The sequence below is a fragment of the Polyangiaceae bacterium genome, from assembly GCA_020633235.1.
Lineage (GTDB): Bacteria > Myxococcota_A > Polyangia > Polyangiales > Polyangiaceae > JACKEA01.
The window spans coordinates 1,270,105-1,287,904 of record JACKEA010000001.1 but is presented as its reverse complement, the minus strand read 5'-3'; the positions used below and the strand labels follow the sequence as shown (position 1 = coordinate 1,287,904).

General features: G+C 67.8%; 15 protein-coding genes. 8 read left to right on the top strand and 7 right to left on the bottom strand.

What is annotated here, in order from left to right; translation table 11 throughout:
• Window positions 1-51 precede the first annotated feature (51 nt).
• The 3 genes from H6717_05740 to H6717_05730 are packed head-to-tail and all read right to left on the bottom strand — an operon-like array spanning window position 52 to window position 3,508.
• Window positions 52-873 carry a hypothetical protein gene (locus H6717_05740; GenBank protein ID MCB9576511.1) on the bottom strand — a complete coding sequence of 274 codons (822 nt, stop codon included), beginning with the start codon at window positions 871-873 and terminating at the stop codon, window positions 52-54.
• A gap of 42 nt (window positions 874-915) precedes the next feature.
• Complete coding sequence (locus H6717_05735; GenBank protein ID MCB9576510.1) at window positions 916-1,959, bottom strand: hypothetical protein; 1,044 nt, start codon at window positions 1,957-1,959, stop codon at window positions 916-918.
• A gap of 31 nt (window positions 1,960-1,990) precedes the next feature.
• Complete coding sequence (locus tag H6717_05730; protein ID MCB9576509.1) at window positions 1,991-3,508, bottom strand: hypothetical protein; 1,518 nt, start codon at window positions 3,506-3,508, stop codon at window positions 1,991-1,993.
• Window positions 3,509-3,604: 96 nt separating this feature from the next.
• Between H6717_05730 and H6717_05725 the strand changes: the two genes are divergently transcribed.
• From H6717_05725 to H6717_05715, 3 genes are all read left to right on the top strand, one after another.
• Window positions 3,605-5,059, top strand: a complete 1,455-nt coding sequence (locus H6717_05725; GenBank protein MCB9576508.1) for a serine/threonine protein kinase — start codon at window positions 3,605-3,607, stop codon at window positions 5,057-5,059.
• A gap of 62 nt (window positions 5,060-5,121) precedes the next feature.
• Entirely contained in the window at window positions 5,122-5,940 is an 819-nt protein-coding gene (locus tag H6717_05720) for a carboxypeptidase regulatory-like domain-containing protein (GenBank protein MCB9576507.1), read from the top strand.
• Between the two features lie 48 nt (window positions 5,941-5,988).
• Window positions 5,989-7,332, top strand: a complete 1,344-nt coding sequence (locus H6717_05715) for a sigma-54-dependent Fis family transcriptional regulator (GenBank protein MCB9576506.1) — start codon at window positions 5,989-5,991, stop codon at window positions 7,330-7,332.
• 3 nt (window positions 7,333-7,335) lie between these two features.
• Here the strand turns inward: H6717_05715 and H6717_05710 are convergent, their stop codons facing one another.
• Window positions 7,336-8,421 (bottom strand): hypothetical protein, encoded by a 1,086-nt coding sequence (locus tag H6717_05710; protein MCB9576505.1) that lies wholly within the window; start codon window positions 8,419-8,421, stop codon window positions 7,336-7,338.
• 13 nt (window positions 8,422-8,434) lie between these two features.
• Complete coding sequence (locus H6717_05705; GenBank protein MCB9576504.1) at window positions 8,435-8,926, bottom strand: fibronectin type III domain-containing protein; 492 nt, start codon at window positions 8,924-8,926, stop codon at window positions 8,435-8,437.
• A 257-nt stretch (window positions 8,927-9,183) separates the two neighbouring features.
• Here H6717_05705 and H6717_05700 point away from each other — a divergent pair, with 257 nt between their 5' ends.
• Window positions 9,184-10,545 carry a hypothetical protein gene (locus H6717_05700; protein ID MCB9576503.1) on the top strand — a complete coding sequence of 454 codons (1,362 nt, stop codon included), beginning with the start codon at window positions 9,184-9,186 and terminating at the stop codon, window positions 10,543-10,545.
• Between the two features lie 9 nt (window positions 10,546-10,554).
• Here H6717_05700 and H6717_05695 read toward each other — a convergent pair whose 3' ends face one another.
• On the bottom strand, window positions 10,555-11,133 hold the full coding sequence (locus H6717_05695; GenBank protein ID MCB9576502.1) for a TlpA family protein disulfide reductase: 579 nt from the start codon (window positions 11,131-11,133) through the stop codon (window positions 10,555-10,557).
• A 79-nt stretch (window positions 11,134-11,212) separates the two neighbouring features.
• Window positions 11,213-12,115: a hypothetical protein gene (locus tag H6717_05690; protein ID MCB9576501.1), complete on the bottom strand. Its 903-nt coding sequence runs from the start codon at window positions 12,113-12,115 to the stop codon at window positions 11,213-11,215.
• 207 nt (window positions 12,116-12,322) lie between these two features.
• Here H6717_05690 and H6717_05685 point away from each other — a divergent pair, with 207 nt between their 5' ends.
• The 4 genes from H6717_05685 to H6717_05670 all read left to right on the top strand — a co-directional run bounded on the left by H6717_05685 (window position 12,323) and on the right by H6717_05670 (window position 17,767).
• Entirely contained in the window at window positions 12,323-13,936 is a 1,614-nt protein-coding gene (locus H6717_05685) for a hypothetical protein (GenBank protein MCB9576500.1), read from the top strand.
• Between the two features lie 161 nt (window positions 13,937-14,097).
• A complete protein-coding gene (locus H6717_05680) occupies window positions 14,098-15,411 on the top strand; it encodes a hypothetical protein (GenBank protein ID MCB9576499.1) in 1,314 nt (437 codons plus the stop codon).
• Window positions 15,412-15,615: 204 nt separating this feature from the next.
• A complete protein-coding gene (locus H6717_05675) occupies window positions 15,616-16,854 on the top strand; it encodes a serine/threonine protein kinase (GenBank protein ID MCB9576498.1) in 1,239 nt (412 codons plus the stop codon).
• Between the two features lie 37 nt (window positions 16,855-16,891).
• The gene (locus H6717_05670; protein ID MCB9576497.1) at window positions 16,892-17,767 is read left to right on the top strand and encodes an Mrp/NBP35 family ATP-binding protein; all 876 of its coding nucleotides are present in this window, start codon (window positions 16,892-16,894) and stop codon (window positions 17,765-17,767) included.
• Window positions 17,768-17,800 lie beyond the last annotated feature (33 nt).

The following is a 17,800-nucleotide window of genomic DNA, read 5'->3' as shown; positions in this document are numbered from 1 at the left end:
CCGTCGCGCGCCGGACGCGGGCGAAGCGACGCTCACCTCGACGCCCTGAGCTCAGGGACAGCCGATGGGCGACTCCGAGACCGCGATGTCGTCCAGCAGGATCCCCGGTCCGTTGCTGCTGCTGCTCGCGAGCCAGAACGTGTCGATGCCGAGGCTCTCGCTGCTGCGCAACCAGAGCCCGCCGAAGGGCCCGGCCTCCACGCCGTCGACCCAATAGTCCGCGGCCCCCGAAGCGCCGCTCGCGGAGGGCGTCGGCGTGCCGGCATCCAGCTCCATAGCCAGGCAGTACCAGCGGTTGCTCTCGACCACGGGCTTCGGGTCCGGCGCGAAGATGTCGGCGGTGCAGTCGCTCGCGGGATTGGGGCAGTTCTGGGTCATGCCGGGGTACTGCGCGCCCAGCTCGATGGCGTCCCCGGACACTCGCCCCCGCACCAGCACCGCAAACCAGTCGTCACCCTTGGGACGGCTGTTGTCGATCCCCACTACGTCGCGACCGCCGCCGTACAAACCACCCCGGAGGGCAATGCCCCCTTCCCAGCGCACGTACCAGCGCACGTACAGCTTATCGTAGCTCTGAGGAAGGAGCTTCAGCAGATCCGCGTTGGAGGTCAGCTTCATGACGTGGTTGCCCGTTCGGTCGAACGGGCCCGGATCCACCAAGATGGGGTTCGTGGAGTCGGGATTGCCGTCCGCGTCGGACCAGACGTTCTTGCTGCCCTCCTCGAATCCACTGCAGAAGACCGCGCCCGTCGGACACGCGCCCGTCTTGGGGGTGCCACCCGTCAAGCCGTCGAAATCGACCAGCGACTCACAACCGAGAAGCAAGAGTGGGAGCGCGACCACGCTGGCGCGACGAAGGGAAACAGGCGCCATGACAAGCTCTCCGACCGCGGAGCAGCCTACAACGCTCGCTGACTACAGGCAACCGACGCGGCTCTTCGAAACCACGACGTTGTCGTACATCACGCCCTCCACGCTGTGCTCCGCGTGATGGAACAGATTGAGCCACAGGATGCCGAGCTTGAGATTGGGCGTGCTGCGGAGCCAGAGGTCCGTCCACGGTCCGATCTCCTGCCCGTCGACCCAGTAGTCGATGCTACCGCTGGCGCCGTTGTCTCCGCTGCTGGGAGTACCGCCGTCCACCATCAGCTCCACGCAGTACCACTTGTCCTGAGTCAACGTCGGCGGCATCACCGTTTCTCGGTGTTGCGGCTTCTCGCAGTAGGTCGAGCCCTCGTCGAAGATGCACGGTAGGTGATCGCCCCAACACTGGCCATTGGGGTCGACGCAATCCTGGTACATGCCCGGGTAGTAGGCGTAGATGTCGAAGATGTGCGGATCGCCGTTCAAGTAGTCGATCCACGCCCCGAACCAGTCGGAGCCGTTGGGCTGCTGCCCGGAGTGCCCGAGCCAATCCCGATCGCCGGCGTGCAAGCCGCCGCCGTGGTTCGCCGCGCTGAAATCGAAGCCGGGCTCGTACTTGATGTACCAGCGCGCATAGAGCTTGTCGTACGTGTCCGGCAGCACCTTGACCAAGTCCGCTCCGCCGCGTCCCGGGGGCACGCGCAGCCGCATCGCGAGGTTGTCGGAGGCGCCTGCCGGCCCCGGATCGTCCACGATCAGGTTGGTGGAGTCCGGGTTGCCGTCGTAGTCGTCCCACACGTCTTTCGTTCCGCTCTGGAAGTCCTCGCAGAAGATCCAGTCCGGGTTTGGGCTCGCGCACTCGTCGGCGCTCTGTGCGCCACCGCCGCCCTGGCCGCCCGTGGTGGTGCCGCCAGCACCATTCCCGCTCGCACCCCCCGAAGGCACGCCGCCCGACCCGCCGCCGCTGCCCCCCGACGTCGTTCCTCCCGCCGCCGCTCCGGACGCGCCGCCGCTCGCCTTGGCGTCCTCGCCGGACGAAGAGCAGCCCGCCAGTGTCACTGCCAGCACCAAGAGCGTCGTTCGCAGCGTCGTCATGCCCCGGCTTCAGCAAGCCGCATGCCGCCCACTACGGCAGCATCCACTCGATCATTTTTGTCGGTCCGCCGCGGAACCTCGCGCCCTCCCCGATCCACGCGATCGGGGCTGCGATCACTTCGATCGGGTGCGTCGCCTCCACGCGCCCATGGCCAGCATCCCGAACAGAGCGATCCACGGCCACCGCGCTTCGGAGCTTCCGGCGCGCCCCACGACGCAGCCGCCGCCGTCGCCGCTCGCGTCGCCCCCTGACGCTCCCGCCGCCGCCGCGCTCCCCCGCCGCGCCGCCGCTGCCGGAGGCCCTGCCGCTGGCGGGACCTCCCGCCGCCGCGCCGCTCCCGGCCGCGCCGCCCGCGCTCGGCGCTCCGCCGCCGCCGGCGGGAGCGCCCTGCCCGAGCGTCACCGCGTAGCCCGTCGACGGCGTGCCGGTCGCGTCGAACACGTACACCCACGCTTCCGCTCCGTCGGCGAGCCTGCCCTGGTTGATGTCGATGCTGATGCTGCCGTCGGACCACGCCGAAGGGATCTGCGGCTCCACCACGGTGGCGTCCGCGTACGTTGCGGCATCCGCGAGCACGACGCGCGCCAATGAGTGGTCGTAGTAGACGTCCGCGTAGTAGCGCCAGTTGTTCTTGTACTCGTCGGTGGAGCCCGCTTCCCGCGCGTAGCCGCCGAACACCGTCTCGGCGCGCGCCGCCGGGGATCCCAGTTGATCGTCGTTCACGTCGGCGTCCCAGACCCGAACGTTGTCCTGGTACACGCGATGAAAGCCGTCGTCGCTGCCGTGTTTCAGCACCAGCTCCACCTTGTGCCAGCCCGTTTGCGGCGTGGGGACGGACACGGTGCCGAAGATCCCGCCCGTCGACGGATAGTAGTTCATCACGGCGGGATCCACGCCGAAGACCTTCGCGTTCATGCCCTCGTAGTAGTTCGCGCCCCAGGTCGAGCTCGACTCCGCGACCTGCGGCCGACCGAAGTACAGGTTGGGCCCCGAGCCCATGTAGCCGGTCCCCGCGGCCCAGTCGTACTCCTTGAAGTTGTGATCGTTTTCGGCAGGGTCGGGATTGTCGAACACGAAGTGCCAATCGGGATCGATCGCCGAGTAGAAGCTGATGTACGTGTACGTCGCTCCCTCTTGTCCGTTCTTGCCCGCGCACACGTTGTAGCCGGCGTGGGCGTCCGTCGGTCCGGAGTTGTAGTGCGCGCCCGCGAAGTAGCGCGTGACGTGCTCGTGCGGCAGCGCCACGCCACCCGTCTTGCCGCCCGCCTTCTGCACCTCGCCGGGCGTGCGGTACGTCAGGCGAAACTCCGGATCGTTGCTGTAGGGATAGACGAAGTCCCACTTCTCGCCGGGATCCGTTCCAGAGCAGTCGTCCCAAACCACCGGCGAGGCAGGGCTCTTTTGACCGAAGCCGCTGCCTTCGATGGTGACGCTGACGCCGTGGCTCACCGAGCCCTGGACTCCGCTCACCACGGGCTCGGCCTGGGCAGCGACGCTCCAGGTCAGACCCAGCGCCAGCACCACGGGTACGCGTCTTCGATTCGTCATGCGCACGGCGTTTGCAAACGCCAGGCCAGTGGTTTTCCCGCCCGCCCGCGGACGTCCCCCGATCGACCCGATCGGGGTGGTATGTTCGAAGGGAGCATGCCTGCACCCGAGTTCCCGCGCAGGGTCGGCCGCTACGCGATCTTCGACGAGATCGCCGCCGGCGGCATGGCGACCGTGCACTTCGGGCGGCTCATCGGCGGAGAAGGCTTCACGCGCCGCGTGGCCATCAAGCGCATGTTCCCCCAGTTCGCCAAGGACCCGGACTTCCTGGCCATGTTCCTGGACGAAGCTCGACTCAGCGCCCGCATCTTGCATCCCAACGTGGTGCAGACCCTCGACGTCGTTCGCGCTGGGGACGAGCTCCTGATCGTCATGGAGTACGTCCACGGGGAATCCCTCTCCCGGCTGCTTCGACGCGCGCGAGCGTCGAACGCTCCCAAGCCGTCCTTGGGCGTCAGTCTGCGCCTCGTCCTCGACGTGCTGAGCGGCCTGGAAGCGGCTCACTCGGCGAAGAGCGAGGCGGGCACGCCCCTCGGCATCGTTCACCGGGACGTGTCGCCGCAGAACCTGCTGGTGGGCGCGGACGGTCTGGGCCGGCTGATCGATTTCGGGATCGCCAAGGCCCGCGGACGCATGCGCACGACCCCGAGCGGCCAGGTAAAAGGCAAGCTCGCCTACATGGCTCCGGAGCAGATGTCCGGGGCGGCCATCACGCGCCAGTCCGACATCTACGCCGTGGGCGTCCTCACCTGGGAGCTTCTGACCGGCCGGCGGCTGTTCAGCGGCGAAACCGACGCTCAGACGCTGGCCCTGGCGCTGGGCAGCAAGGTCCCCGCGCCGAGCACGCTGGCCGACGTGCCGCGGGAGCTCGACGAGCTCGTCGCGCGCGCGCTGATGCGTGATCCGCGGCAGCGCTTCGCTCTGGCCAGCGAGATGGCCGGGCGCATCGAGTCCTGTGCAGCGCTGGCCAGCACCTCCGAGGTTCGCCGCTGGGTGGCCGCCGTCGCCGGCGAAGAGCTGAGCCGACGGGAGCGGCGCTTCGTCGAGATCGAGTCGGCCCCACTCGAAGCGCCGGAGACCGTCCCCGCATCGGCGCCCGCGCTTCCCGAGGCCAAGCCGCGAACCGTCGGGCACGACGATGCGACGGTCACCACGGCCGTGGGCGAGGTACGGCACGAGGACGCGGAGCCGGTGCGGCGGCGAGGCCGGCTCGTGGCGTTGGCGGCCGTGCTCGCCATCATCGTCATCGCCACGGGGCTCACCCTGAGCACGACACGCCGGGGAACGGCTCCCTCCGCCTCTGAAGGCGCCACCGGCGCGCCTGCGGCGCCGCCGGTCGCACTCCCCGAGGAGAAACCCGCGCCGAGCGCGTCCACCGCGGCGGCCGCCTCCGCGTCCGCCCCGGCGTCCGCCAGCGCCGCGCCCACCAAGCCCCGAGCAACGCCCCGGAATCGCCCTCCGGCGCCCACGGTCAAGAAGCGGACGAACTGCAACCCGCCCTACTACGTCGATTCGGACGGGATTCAACACATCAAGCGCGAGTGCCTGTAGCCCGGTTGCCCGACTATCACGCGGTCCCGCCGGCGATCTTCAAAACGGGAGCACGCGAGTGCATGCTATCCATCGGCATGGTGCGCCGCTTTCGTATCGCGCTGCTCGCCGCAGCATTCCTGTGCTTGGCGTGCCCTCCGGCGCGCGCCGATGACGCGAACGTGGAGGCCTGCCTGACGGCGCACACCAGCGGACAGAAAGCGCGCCGCGACGGAAAGCTGTTGGAGGCGAAAGAGCAGTTCGTTCACTGCGCGGCGCAAACCTGCCCGGACATCGTGAAGCAGCAGTGCGTTCCGTGGCTCGCTGACATCGAGTCGAGGATCCCCACGGTGGTCCTCGCGGTGCGAGACGCGAACGGCCGAGACTTGGCCAACGTCCGGGTCACGCTCGACGGCACGCCGCTCCTCTCGCGCCTCGACGGCCGCAGCGTGCCGCTCGATCCGGGCATGCACACGTTCCGCTTCGAAGCGCCCGGCTTCGCAGCCAGCAAGCGGAGCTTCATGGTGCGAGAGAGCGAGCAAGGGCGCCTCCTGCGCGTGGAGATGAAGCCGCTCACGAAGCGTCTTGCCTCTACACCTCCGGAGCCGGCGCGGTCCAACTTTCCCGTGATGGCCGCCGTCGTCGGCGGGGTGGGCGTCGTGGCCATCGGGGCCGGCGGCTATTTCTTCTTCGACGGCAAGAGCGACGTTTCCCACTTGCGGGACAGCTGCGCGCCGGGCTGCCAGGAGTCGGACGTGGATCGCGCACGCACCAAGATCCGCGTCGCAGACGTCTTGCTCGGCACCGGCATCATCGCGTTGGGCGTCGCCACGTTCCTCGCCCTCGACTCGGGCGGCGACGAGCGCCACGCGCGAGCGCCGACTACGGCGATCGTGTTCTGACCGAGGCACTGGTTCCATCCGGATGCAGTACGCTCTACCCTCACGGAGATGAGTCGGGTGCCTGACGAAGACGAGGGAACGCGCGTCCGCCCTCGCGTTGCGGTCGAGCCCTTGACGACGGCCTTCGAGATCTCCGTCGTGGATGGCCCCGACGCGGGCAAGACCTGGACGCTCGGCGAGGACGGCGCTCACGTGCTGTGCGGCACGAGCCCGAGCTGCGCCGTTCGGCTGACGGACCCGCAGATCTCCCGGCGTCATGCCGCACTCGAGCTGTCCGCGGCCGGCCTCTCGGTGAGAGACCTCGGCTCCACCAACGGAACCGTGGCGGGCGGGATCGTGATCCAAGATGCCGTGTTGGCCGGCGGAGAGTACCTGCGCTTGGGCGCCACCACCCTGCGCGTGGATCGGGTGAGCGCCGCGGTCACCCCGGCGGACCCCGACTCCGACGCCACCGCCTTCGGCCGCGTCGTGGGCGCCAGCCCGGAGATGCGGCGGCTGTACCCCTTGTGCGAGAAGCTCGCGGCGTCTGCCATCCCGGTCGTGATCGAGGGCGAAACCGGCACCGGCAAGGAGCTCTTGGCCGAAGCGCTGCACGAGCTCGGGCCGCGGGCGGCAGCGCCCTTCGTCGTGTTCGACTGCACGGCGGTTCCGGCCAGCTTGATGGACTCGGCGCTGTTCGGTCACGAGCGAGGAGCGTTCACGGGCGCGACCAACGCGCGCGCCGGCGTGTTCGAGCTGGCCGACGGCGGCACCCTGCTGATCGACGAGATCGGCGACCTCGAGCTTCCACTGCAGTCGAAGCTCTTGCGCGCCGTCGAGCGCTCCGAGGTGCAGCGGGTCGGCGGTAGCACTTGGCGCAAGGTGAACACCCGCATCATCGCCGCCACGCGTCGGGACCTGGACCGCGCGGTACAAGACGGCGAGTTTCGCGAGGACCTGTTCTTTCGCCTCGCCGTCGGCCGCATCGAGCTGCCCCCGCTGCGCCGCCGGCGCGGCGACGTCGAGCTCTTGGCCCGACACTTCTGGCGGCAGCACGACAGACCCGACGCCCCCTTTCCGGAGCGGCTCTTGGTGCGCCACGAGGGTTACCACTGGCCTGGGAACGTGCGCGAGCTGTCGAACCTGATCGCTCGGCACGTTGCCCTGGGCGACGGCGAAGATTTCAGCGCGGCGGCGGCGGGCGACGGCATTGCGGACGGTCGCGATCCGATCGCGGCCGTCCTCGGGCTGCCATTGCCGGAAGCCCGGCGCCGCGTGGTCGCCGAGCTCGAGCGTCGCTACGTAGCTCACGTCCTCGACAAGCACGACGGCCACGTCGGCAAGGCGGCCGCTGCGTCGGGCATCGCCCGACGCTACTTCGAGGTCATCCGCGCCCGCCAGAAGAAGGCGTAGCGGTCAGTTCACGATCAGATTGCTCGGCGCGTTGGGAGGCTGAATCGGCGTCCCGCCGCCGAAGGTGATGGGAAAACCGTCCTCGTTCACGCTGCCGTCGTCGGCCACGACATAGAGATACGCCGTGTCCGAGGAACCGAACGCGCCTTGATTGACGGAGATGGTGATGGTCGAGCCACTCCAGGCGCTCGGGATCTGGATCTCGCGCGACGTACAGGCGGACCACTTGCTCGCATCGCCAATCTCCACGCGAGCCCGCGTCCCCACCTGAACGAAGAGGTCGTCGGTCCAGGTGGTTTGCGACGTCTCCCCGTTGCCGATGTAGTTCTGCCACAAGAACCAGCGGTAGCGCCGACTGCCCGAGAAGTAGGACATGGCGCTGTCAACCGCCTTCTCCTGGAGCTTGCTGCCTCCGTCTGGGTCGAACAGCGTCGTCGTGTAGGAGCCGTCGGACGTCGCCAAGGCGGAGGTGTGCACCGTGTAGTCCATGCGGTACCAGCGGTCGTCCTTGCTCGGAAACGGCGGGCTCCAGTCCGCGGTGGCGTTGCCCTCCGTTCCCGGTCCCGGGCGGATGAAGTGCTGATTGCTGTTGTACCAGTTGAACATCACGATCTGCGGGTAGTCGTCCTGGATGTCGCTCTGCCAGTTGATGCGAAACATCTTCCACTGGCCGTTGCCGGCATGCGTTCGGCGGACCCACCAGCTCACGAAGATCCAGGTGTGCTCCGGAATGTCCGCACCGGAGTCGAAGCGAATGGGCGCCGCGTACTTGCTGCTGTCGTCCAGCTCGTTCTTCACGCTCTTCTTGCCGCTGTGAGCTTGATCGGTCGCCGCGACGTTGTCCGCCCAAGAGCTGGAGAACGTCCAGCCTGCCTTCTGGGGCACCTGGCCGCTGGCCGTCGACTCGATCAGGTCGCCGGTCCATTCGAACTTCAAGGCGTTGCTGCCGAACTCCGAGCCGCCCACGACGACCGTGGATCCGTCGCTGAACGTGCCGTTGGCAGAGGTGATGGTGGGCTTGGCCGACGCCGGGGTCGTGAGCAGCCCGACCAGGGCGAGCGGCAGGAATGCGAGGGGTGTTCGTTTCATCTGTCGCTCCGATTCAGGGAATGGTCTTGCAGCAATCGCCGTTGCCGCAGCCGGCCGTGGCGCTTTCGCCGGCGGGGTTGAATGCCTTGACGCTGAAGCAATGCGTGCCGGAGGAGAGATCCTTGGCGGTAAAGCTCGTGACGTTGCCCACTTCGGCGAGCACGCTGTACGCACCACTCGGAGAGTCTGCGTGGTAGATGCGATAGCCGGTGGGAGCGCCGTGACTCGCGTCGGCCGGGGCGGCGTCCCAGCTCAAGAACGCGGAGTTGCCGGCCGCTCCCGCCGCGCCGCCGCTGCCGGCTCCCGACGCGCCGCCGCTGCCGGCTCCCGACGTCCCAGCCGTGCCGGCATTGCCGCCCGTGGCGGCTCCCGACGTGCCACCGGTGCTGGCCCCCGATGATCCACCGGCGCTCGTCCCGCCGCCGCCGGCGGGATTGTTGTCGTCCGATGAGCTACCGCATGCGGTAGCGAGAAACACACAACACACCACGATGCTCGTTCGCATGGGGCAGCGGAAAAGCAATCCATGTGCCGGCCGCATCTTCGTGGATTCTTCGATGTGACCCCGATCGGTTCGATCGAGAGCGGCGTCGAAGGGCCGAGAGAAGCGCGATTGCGGGGACGCGCTCGCACCCGATCGCGGTGATCGGGTGGGCGATCCACTCGATCGGACACCGGGAGTCCCCGGGCTTTCAGTCCTTCGAGTTGCAGCCGGCCAAGGACCGAACGGACGTCGGGCACGGCGGTTGCTAAGCGTGGGGCATGCCCTTCCGTTTGCGTCCAGTCCCGCGCGTCGTGGCGGCGGCGTGCACGTTGGCGAGCAGCTCGCTGGCGGCTCCGAGCATCTCGACCGTTTCCGGCGCCGCGCAGCATGGTTCGTCCGTGACCATCACGGGGGATGGCTTCGGCACCAAGACCACCGCCGAACCGTTGAAGTGGGACGACTTCGAGGACGGGGCGCTCGGCAACGACGTCTCGACCACCGGCTATTGGGAAAACCACGGCAACGGCGACATCAAGTTCAGCGACGAGCACCTCCGCCACCCGTTCTCGAAGCGGAGCGTGACCGACAAGATGACCTACACGTGGCCGTCGACCACGCCGAACGGGAACTTCTATCACTTGAAGGCGTGGCCCAACGCCGGACGGAAGTACCTGACGGGCTACCTGTACATCGAGTTTCCCAAGTTGAGCACGTCCGGGGACTGGCAGGCCAAGCTCATCCACGTGCTGTCCGGCCCGGAGCACGCCGACTGGCCGGTGCTGGCGCTGCAATCGTGGTGGACCGAAGGCGGAGACGTCGGCAACAACGGCAACTACTTCGAGTTCCAGTACACCGGCGGCGCGTGGCCGAGCTCATGGAACGACTGGGCGCGAGCCGGAGAGTGGCTGCGCTTCGAGGTCGAGTGGAAAGACTCCACCAGCGCCAGCGCGAGCGACGGCATGGCGAGATTCTCCGCCTACCACCCCGGCGAGAGCGTGGTTTCCGTCACCAAGTCCGGAACGACGATGGGCAGCGACGGCGTGACCCTCTCGACGCCTCACTTCGGATACTTGCTGGTGAACGAAGGCGCCGGGCACCAGGTCGACACCACCTGGGACGACATCTACATGGACGACACCTGGGCGCGCGTGGAGCTGTGTGATGGAGCCACGTGGGAATCGCGCACGGATTGCGAGATCCAACCCCCGACGGCCTGGACGCCCTCGTCCATCACCGTCACGCTCAATCAAGGCGCGCTGAGCGAGGGGCAGACGGCCTACGTCTATGTGGTCGACGCCGCGGGCAGCGCGAACGGAAGCGGCTATCCAATCACCTTGAGTGCGGGTACGGCCGGGACGGGAGGCGGAGCCGGCGCAGGCGGCGGGAGCGCGGGCGGCGCGGGCGGCGGGAGCGCTGGCGGCGCGGGCTCCGGCGGCCAAGCGAACGATGGTGGAGCCGGCGTGCCCGCCGCGACGCCCAACGGCGACGACAGCGGCAGCTGCGGCTGCCGCGTGCCGTCGCCGGCCCCGACGTCGCCGCCGTTTCCGTGGAGTGCCGGCGTGCTCGCGCTGCTCGGACTGACGCTACGGCGCCGTGCCGCGGGCCGCGAGGTTCCGCGGCGCGGCGACATGAAAATGTAGAGGGCGCGGCTACTTCTTTGCCAGCGCCGCTTCGACGTCCCGCTCGACGGCCCCGGAGTCGCCCGTGGTGTAGCCTTCCTTCTTCGTGATGATCGAGCCGTCGCGGCCGATGAGCACGGAGTAGGGCGCGCTGGTCTTGGGGTTGTAGAGCGCGACCACGCTCGTTTCCTGGTCGAGCAAGATCGGGAAGGAAACGCCGAGCTTGGCGACGGTGGTCTTCACCTCGGCAATGGAGTCGGGCCCGTCGATCGAGATGCCCAGCACGACGAAGCCTTCGTCCTTGTGCTTCTTGTACACCTCGTCCAGGTGCGGCATGGCGGTGAGGCACGGGTCACAGAACGTCGCCCAGAAGTCGAGCAGCACCACGTCCTTGCCCAGGTGATCGCTCAAGCGAACGGTGTCCCCCGTGAGCGTGGGGAGCTCGAAGTCCGGCGGGCGCGCGCCCTTCGGCTCGCTCGCGGCGCCGTCGGTCGAAGCCGTCTCCGGTTCGGTGCCACCGGTGGTGGGACCGCCGCCGGAAGCCGCTGGGCCACCGCAGGCGGAAGCGAATAGGGCGAGGGGGAGGACGAGGACGGGGAGGGTCTTCATGGCCTGTGACATGCCACAAAAACGGTGACGCCGCCGACTCGGTTACGAGCCCGCGGCGTCACTGCAAGATACCGGGCTCTCAGCCGCCGGCGAGGAGCTTGTCGGCCTGCGCGAATAGCGCTGTAGTGTCGCCGCCGAGAACCTTTCCGACGATCTGCATGGTCTTCGCATCAACCAGCAAGTTCATCGGCGTCGCGTCCGCGGTGAAGAAGGCGCCCGTCTTGAAGCCGGGATCCAGCACCAGGGGGAACTTCACGTTGTAGTTCGTCCCCCACCACACCAAGTTGTCGGGCTTGGCGGGATTGGGCGGGCTGGCACCATCCTCGAAGATGGCACCAACGAACTGCATACCTGTACACACTCCATGACGACCGGTCTCATCGTCTGGATGGATGCCGTCCACGCACTTGAGACCACCGCAATCTGGCGCCGTGGCAATGCATCGCTGGCCCAGGTACGCACATCCGCCGGTCGGACCCTGGCCGTCTTCCTCGAAGACGTTGGCATGACAGGTGTTCCCGCCGCACTCCTTGTCCACATCGCCATTGGGATCGCAGCGCTTCATTCCGCCGCTGTACTTCTCGTAGATCTTTGCATCCTTGAGGTACTTGTACTCCGCGCGACACACCGTGCACCAGACAGCCGACGCGTTCACAAAAAGGAGCTGGACGCCCTTCTCCCCAGTGGGATCGTGGAAGTCAGCCATCCCGATGTTTTCGAAGGAATTCACGTCGTAGGCTGAAAGTGCGCCATCGTTCCAACCCAGCCACTCCAAGGGTGCGACTACCGAACCGATCTGCGTCCCATAGGGAGCAGCGGGATACGGCTTGGCTTCGAAGCTCGGCGCGGACACGGCGTTGCCGCCGGTGTTGTCCCCATGATCGAAGGCAACTTGGTCTTTGGAGCCCGCGTCCGACGAGCAGGCTCCGAGGGCGAACACGGAGACGAGGGCGGACACGGATAGAGCAACGATGTTTCGCATGGGTACACTTCCCCTGGCTGTGCTAGAGCGCCTTCGAGAGCTTAGCCGGCAGGGTGCCCCCGTCAAGTCGGCGCCGTGCCCCCTTTTCTCGCGGTCTCGGCCCGGTTATGGGCCTCCCGCCGGCCCGAGCGCGGCTGGTCGGTCATGCTTCTTCTGAATCCACCGGGGATCCGGGGCCCGCGGGCCCTCCCGTTCGAGGTCTAGGTCATGCGCAGTTTCTGGAAATCCCTTCTCACTCCTGCACGAGCGGCCATTGCGGCGGTGCTGGTGCTCGGCTCCCTGGTGCCCGTCGCCTGCTCCAGCAAGGACGCGGTGTGCGACGGCTACGAGACACCCGACGGACGCTGCGAGAAGAAGTGCAACCCGGCGGACTGCGCGGTGCCCGGAAGCGCGTGCCTCTACAACTACTGCGCAGAGCCGTGTCAGACGAACGACGACTGCGCCGCGGGCAAGAACTGTGTGCACGCCATCGCGCAGACCGTCGCCAACCCCGCAACCGATGGATACTTCTGTTACAAGCCGCCCTTCACCGATCACGACGGCGGCATCGGCCAGTTCGAGCCGTGTGAAACGAGCGCGGAGTGCGACGTCGCGCGCGGCTTCAAGTGCGTCGACGGAACCTGCACCATCGCGGGCTGCCGTACCCACGCGGACTGCAAGGGCGTGGGCCACTGCACCCCGGGCGGCAAGCTCTATCCGGACGAGCCGGGCGCTGCGGATCCCGGCCAGACGGTGAACTATTGCGTGCAGGGCGACGCCTACCCCGATGGGCAGTTCGGCACCGCCTGCCCCGAGCTCAACACGCCGGACTGCAACGCCGAGGGCAAGTGCGACAACCCCAGCCAGTTCTGCGATCCGAAGACGAACAAGTGCGACGACTGTGACAAGCCCAACGGCTTCTTGTGCGTCGGATCGGGCCCGGGCGACGTGGACGCTTACTGCACGAAGGACGAGTGCCTCGCCGACAGCGACTGTGCCACCGGTTACTTCTGCTCTACGACGCGAACAGGTCGAGTGACGTGTGAGGCGGCGTGCGGGTTTCTTCCGGCCGCCAAGGACTGTGTGGCCACCAACCTTCCCTGCGAAGCTGACGGTACCTGCAAGAACCCGAAACAGACGTGCGACACGAATACCAATACCTGTTTGGGGTGTCAGGACACTTCTATGGCGTGTGGTGCAGAGAAGAAGAAATGCGCGCCGCCCGGAACCGAATGCATAGAGGCGGCCAAGATCGGCGACGGCAAGGAGTACAGCTGCGGTCCGTTGACCCTGCTCCGCAACATCTGCCTCAAGCGCGAGTACTGCAACGAGTGCGAGACCGACGCGGACTGCCTCGCGGTCCAGGGTCAGGTGTGCGCCAAGGACACCAAGGGCAACAAGATCTGCACCGTGGAGTGCGACCCGAACCTACCCAACGCCTGCCCCTGGGGCTCCGCCAGCATCTGCGACGTGTGGGACCAGGACCTGGGCGTGGCCACCTGCGCCCATCGCTTCGGCAGCTGCAAGGGCACCGGCAAGAGCTGCGAGCCGTGTTTGGACGACGGCGACTGCCCGACCGGCCTGTGCCTGTCGAGCGACTTCAGCGGCGAGCGCTACTGCGTGGATCTGACCCCCAGCTGTGACTGCACCGGTTTGCCGCTGGTCCAGCAAGCCATCTGCACCGGTGGCGGCTGCCCGCAGACGCCAGGCGGCGCTGCCATGCAGTGCTACGGCGGGCCGCAGGTCCAGGCCGGGGGCAGCCCGCTGTACCAAAAGTGCGTGGGCGCCAATATTGCCGCCCCCAACGCGTCCCCCCAGACGGGGTGCTGGCCGCCCCTCTGACGCGGGGCGCTATCCGTACGACCTCATTCGAAAAGTCCGCTGGGGTTTGGACAGTCGGCCGCGCCGGGTTAGCCTTGCATCGGGTTGGGCGCCGGGTCGTCCAACTTCCCTGCGGGCTCGGCCCGCTCGGGTGATTCAGGGGAACAAGGAGTGCTTGAGTTATGAAGAAGACGAACTCTTTCCGGTTCTTGGCTGGTCCCGCCCTGGTGGCGGCCCTGGTCGTTCCGCTCGCGGGCGGCTGTAGCAGCGCCGAGGACGCGGCCAACGCAGCCAAGGGCTGCGACGGGTTGGATGTGTCCGCCAAGGCGGACGCCAAAATCAAGGCGTTCGCCGATGCGGCGGCCGACCTCAAAGCGGCTGCTCTGAAGCTGGAAGCCAAGTGGGCAACCACGTGCAACGCGATCAACGCTGACCTCGGGCTGGACACGAGCAAGACGGACGCTGCGGGCGCCTGCGGCGTGCTCAATGCCCGCGTGAAGAGCGCCCTCGACGCGGGCGTCACCGTCAGCGTCTCGGCCACCTACTCGTGCAAGGTGAACGCTTCGGTACAGGCCAACTGCCAAGCGAAGTGCGCCGCGGCCGCCAACTGCGACATCGCGGCGTCGTGTACGCCTGGGGAGCTCTCGGGCAAGTGCTCCGCGGAGTGCAGCGGCTCCTGCACGGCCCCGTCGGTCGCGTGTGAGGGCGAGTGCAAGGGCACCTGCGAAGCAACCGCCGCGATCAGTTGCTCGGGCTCGTGCACCGGCACCTGCGACGCACCGACCTGGGAAGGCACCTGCGACGCTGGCTGCAGCGCGAGCTTCAGCGGCACTTGCGAAGGCACCTGCGAAGGCACTTGCGACGGCACCGCCACCAGCGGCAGCGCTGCGGGCAACTGCAAGGGCAAGTGCGAAGGCAGCTGCACCGGTGGCGCGGCTTCGGGCAGCTGTTCGGCGCAGTGCAGCGGGAACTTCGAAGGTGGCTGCACCGGTCAGTGCACTGGCAAGTGCACGGCGGACGCCGGTGTGAACTGCCAGGGTACCTGCAGCGGCACCTGCGCAGTGACTCCCGCCACGTGCGAAGGCACCTGCACTGGTGGCTGCTCGGTGGACTACACCGAGCCGCACTGTGAAGGAAAGCTGAACTGCGAGGTCGACGCGGAGTGTCAGGGCTCCTGTGACGCTCAGGCTTCGGCCAGCGTGGACTGCGGCGGCGAGGCCATCATCAAGGTGAACGGCGACGCAGAGCTGTACGCGGCGCTCAAGGCGCACGGCGGCGACATCGCGGCCGCGCTCAACATGACCCTTACGCTCAAGGACCCGATCCTGAACCTCGCTTCCCAGGTGGGCGCGTCGCTTCAGGCGGCAGCAGACCTATCTGCGGCCGGCGCGGTGTGCTTCGCGGGCGCCTTCGATGTGGCAGGCCAGGCCTCCGCGTCGATCAACGTCTCGGTCAACGCCAGCGCCAGCGTGAAGGGCGAGGGCTCCGCGGGCTGAGCCCGATAGCCCCGTCAGAACGAGCCGGCGCGTCCTTCGGGGCGCGCCGGTTTGTTTTTGTGGGTTTGTCGGTCCGGCGCGAGCCCCGTCGCGCTGGCGATTCGCGAGGTTCCGCGGCGGACCGACATGCTCTCGAAAGCTCGGTAGGCTCTTTTTGCTCAAGGGCTGACGGCTCGGGTCGTTCTCTCCACATGGTGCAAAGCCATGACCCACGCTCGAGAGCTAGACCTGGTCGCTGGTAAGTACGCGCTGTGCGGAGAGCTCGGGGTGGGAGGGTCGGCCACCGTGTACGAGGCCGAGCACGCCCTGACGGGGCGGCGCGTCGCCCTCAAGATCCTGCACCGAGAGCTCGGGCGTCATCCGCAGATCCAGGCGCGCTTCTTGGCGGAGGCGCGCGCCGCGGCGACGGTGCGCCACAAGAACGTCGTCGACATCTACGACGTGGGCATCGACGAGCACGACGTTGCCTACATGGTGATGGAGCTGCTCAGCGGTGAAACGCTCGCGGAGCTGCTCGAGAGCCGCGGGCCGCTCCCCTACCCCTACGCCTGCGAGCTGATGCTGCAGGTGCTGAGCGCCTTGAGCGCGGCGCACGTGGCCGGCATCGTCCACCGCGACCTGAAGCCGACGAACGTGATGGTGACGCATCCGGAGCCGGACCGGCCGCGGGTGAAGGTGCTCGACTTCGGGATCGCCAAGGGCATCCTGGATCGGAGCGAGGACGCGCTGGCGGACGGCGCGCTATTGGGCACCCCGGTGTACATGGCGCCGGAACAGGTGCTCGGCCGCGAAGTCGATGCCCGGGCGGACGTCTACGCTGCCGGCGTGCTCTTGTACGAGCTCTTGAGCGGGGTGCGCCCTGCCAGCGGCGCGTCGCCCATGGAGCTGTTGACGGCAGTGGTGCGCGGGCGCCACACGCCGCTCGCGGAGCTCCGGCCGGACCTGCCCGAAGCGCTCACGGAAGTGGTGGAGGATGCCCTCGCCGTCGACCCGGACGATCGCCCCCAGAGCGCGAGCGCCCTCGGGGCGCGGCTGGTGCCCTTCGTGAGCTGGGAGTACCTGCCCAGCATGCGCTCCGAGGTCAGCGCGGAGCCGATCCCGCTGGTGGACGTGAAGCGGGCGCCGCGCTTCGACAGCTTCCCGAGCGAAGACACGCTGCATTTCGATGCTTCCGCGATGACCCTGTCGGAAGATCTGTTGTTCGAGCCCAAGATCCCCCGAGCGCCTTCCGCGCCCCACTTGGATGCGGAGTCCTTCGGGCTGGCCCCGGGGACTCCCCTTCCGGTGGGCCCGGAGGTGGAAGAACGCCACGCCTCGACGGCGCCTCCCACGCGAGCCTCCGAGCACGAGCCATCGGAGAAGGGTCGCCTGGCGCCGTGGCTCGCCCTGCTGGGCGGCTTTGGTGTGGGGATCGCGCTGGCGTGGCTCAGCGGCGTGCTGTGACGTTGACAGCCCCCGCGACTGGTCCTAACGAACCGGCATGTCCGAGCCCGTTTCCGGTCGCCCCATCGCCGACGGCGATCCCGTCCCCAGCGTCAAGAACATCATCCTGGTGATGAGCGGCAAGGGTGGCGTCGGCAAGAGCACCGTCGCCGCGAACCTGGCACTGGCGCTGGTGCGCCGTGGCTACCGCACCGGGCTCCTGGACGCGGACATGTACGGGCCCAGCGTGCCCACCATGCTCGGCATCACCGGCCAGCCGATGAGCGACGGCACCCAGATCAAGCCGCTCAGCCGCTTCGGCCTTTCGCTGATGAGCATCGGCTTCTTGCTGGAAGATCCCAAGAGCGCCGTGGTGTGGCGCGGCCCCATGCTGCAGGGCGCCTTGATGCAATTCTTGAAGGACGTCGCCTGGGGCGAGCTCGATTTTCTCGTGCTCGACTTGCCGCCGGGCACCGGCGACATCGCCCTCACCCTCTCTCAGCAGGTGCGCACCAACGGCGCCGTGATGGTGACCACGCCGCAGGAGGTGGCGCTGATGGACGTCTACAAGGCCGTCAGCATGTGCCAGAAGGTCGGCATCCCGATCACCGGCATCGTCGAGAACGAGAGCTACTTCGTGTGTGACGGCTGCGACAAACGCCACGAGCTGTTCGGCAGCGGCGGCGGGCAAAAGGTCGCGGAGCTCGCGGGGGCACCGCTCCTCGGCCAGATCCCGCTGCACCCGGACGTCCGAAAGTGGGGGGACGCGGGCACGCCCGTGGTCCAGGCCTCACCCGGCTCGGAAATCGCCAAGGCGTTCATCGAGGTCGCGGACCGCCTGGTGGAGGAAATCGAGCGGCAGAACACCCAGGCCCAGGGCCTCAGCATCGATCGCACCGGGGGCGTCAACAAACATCTGCCCATCACTCGCTGAACCCCGAGTGCGCGTCGCGATTGGCACCCGAGA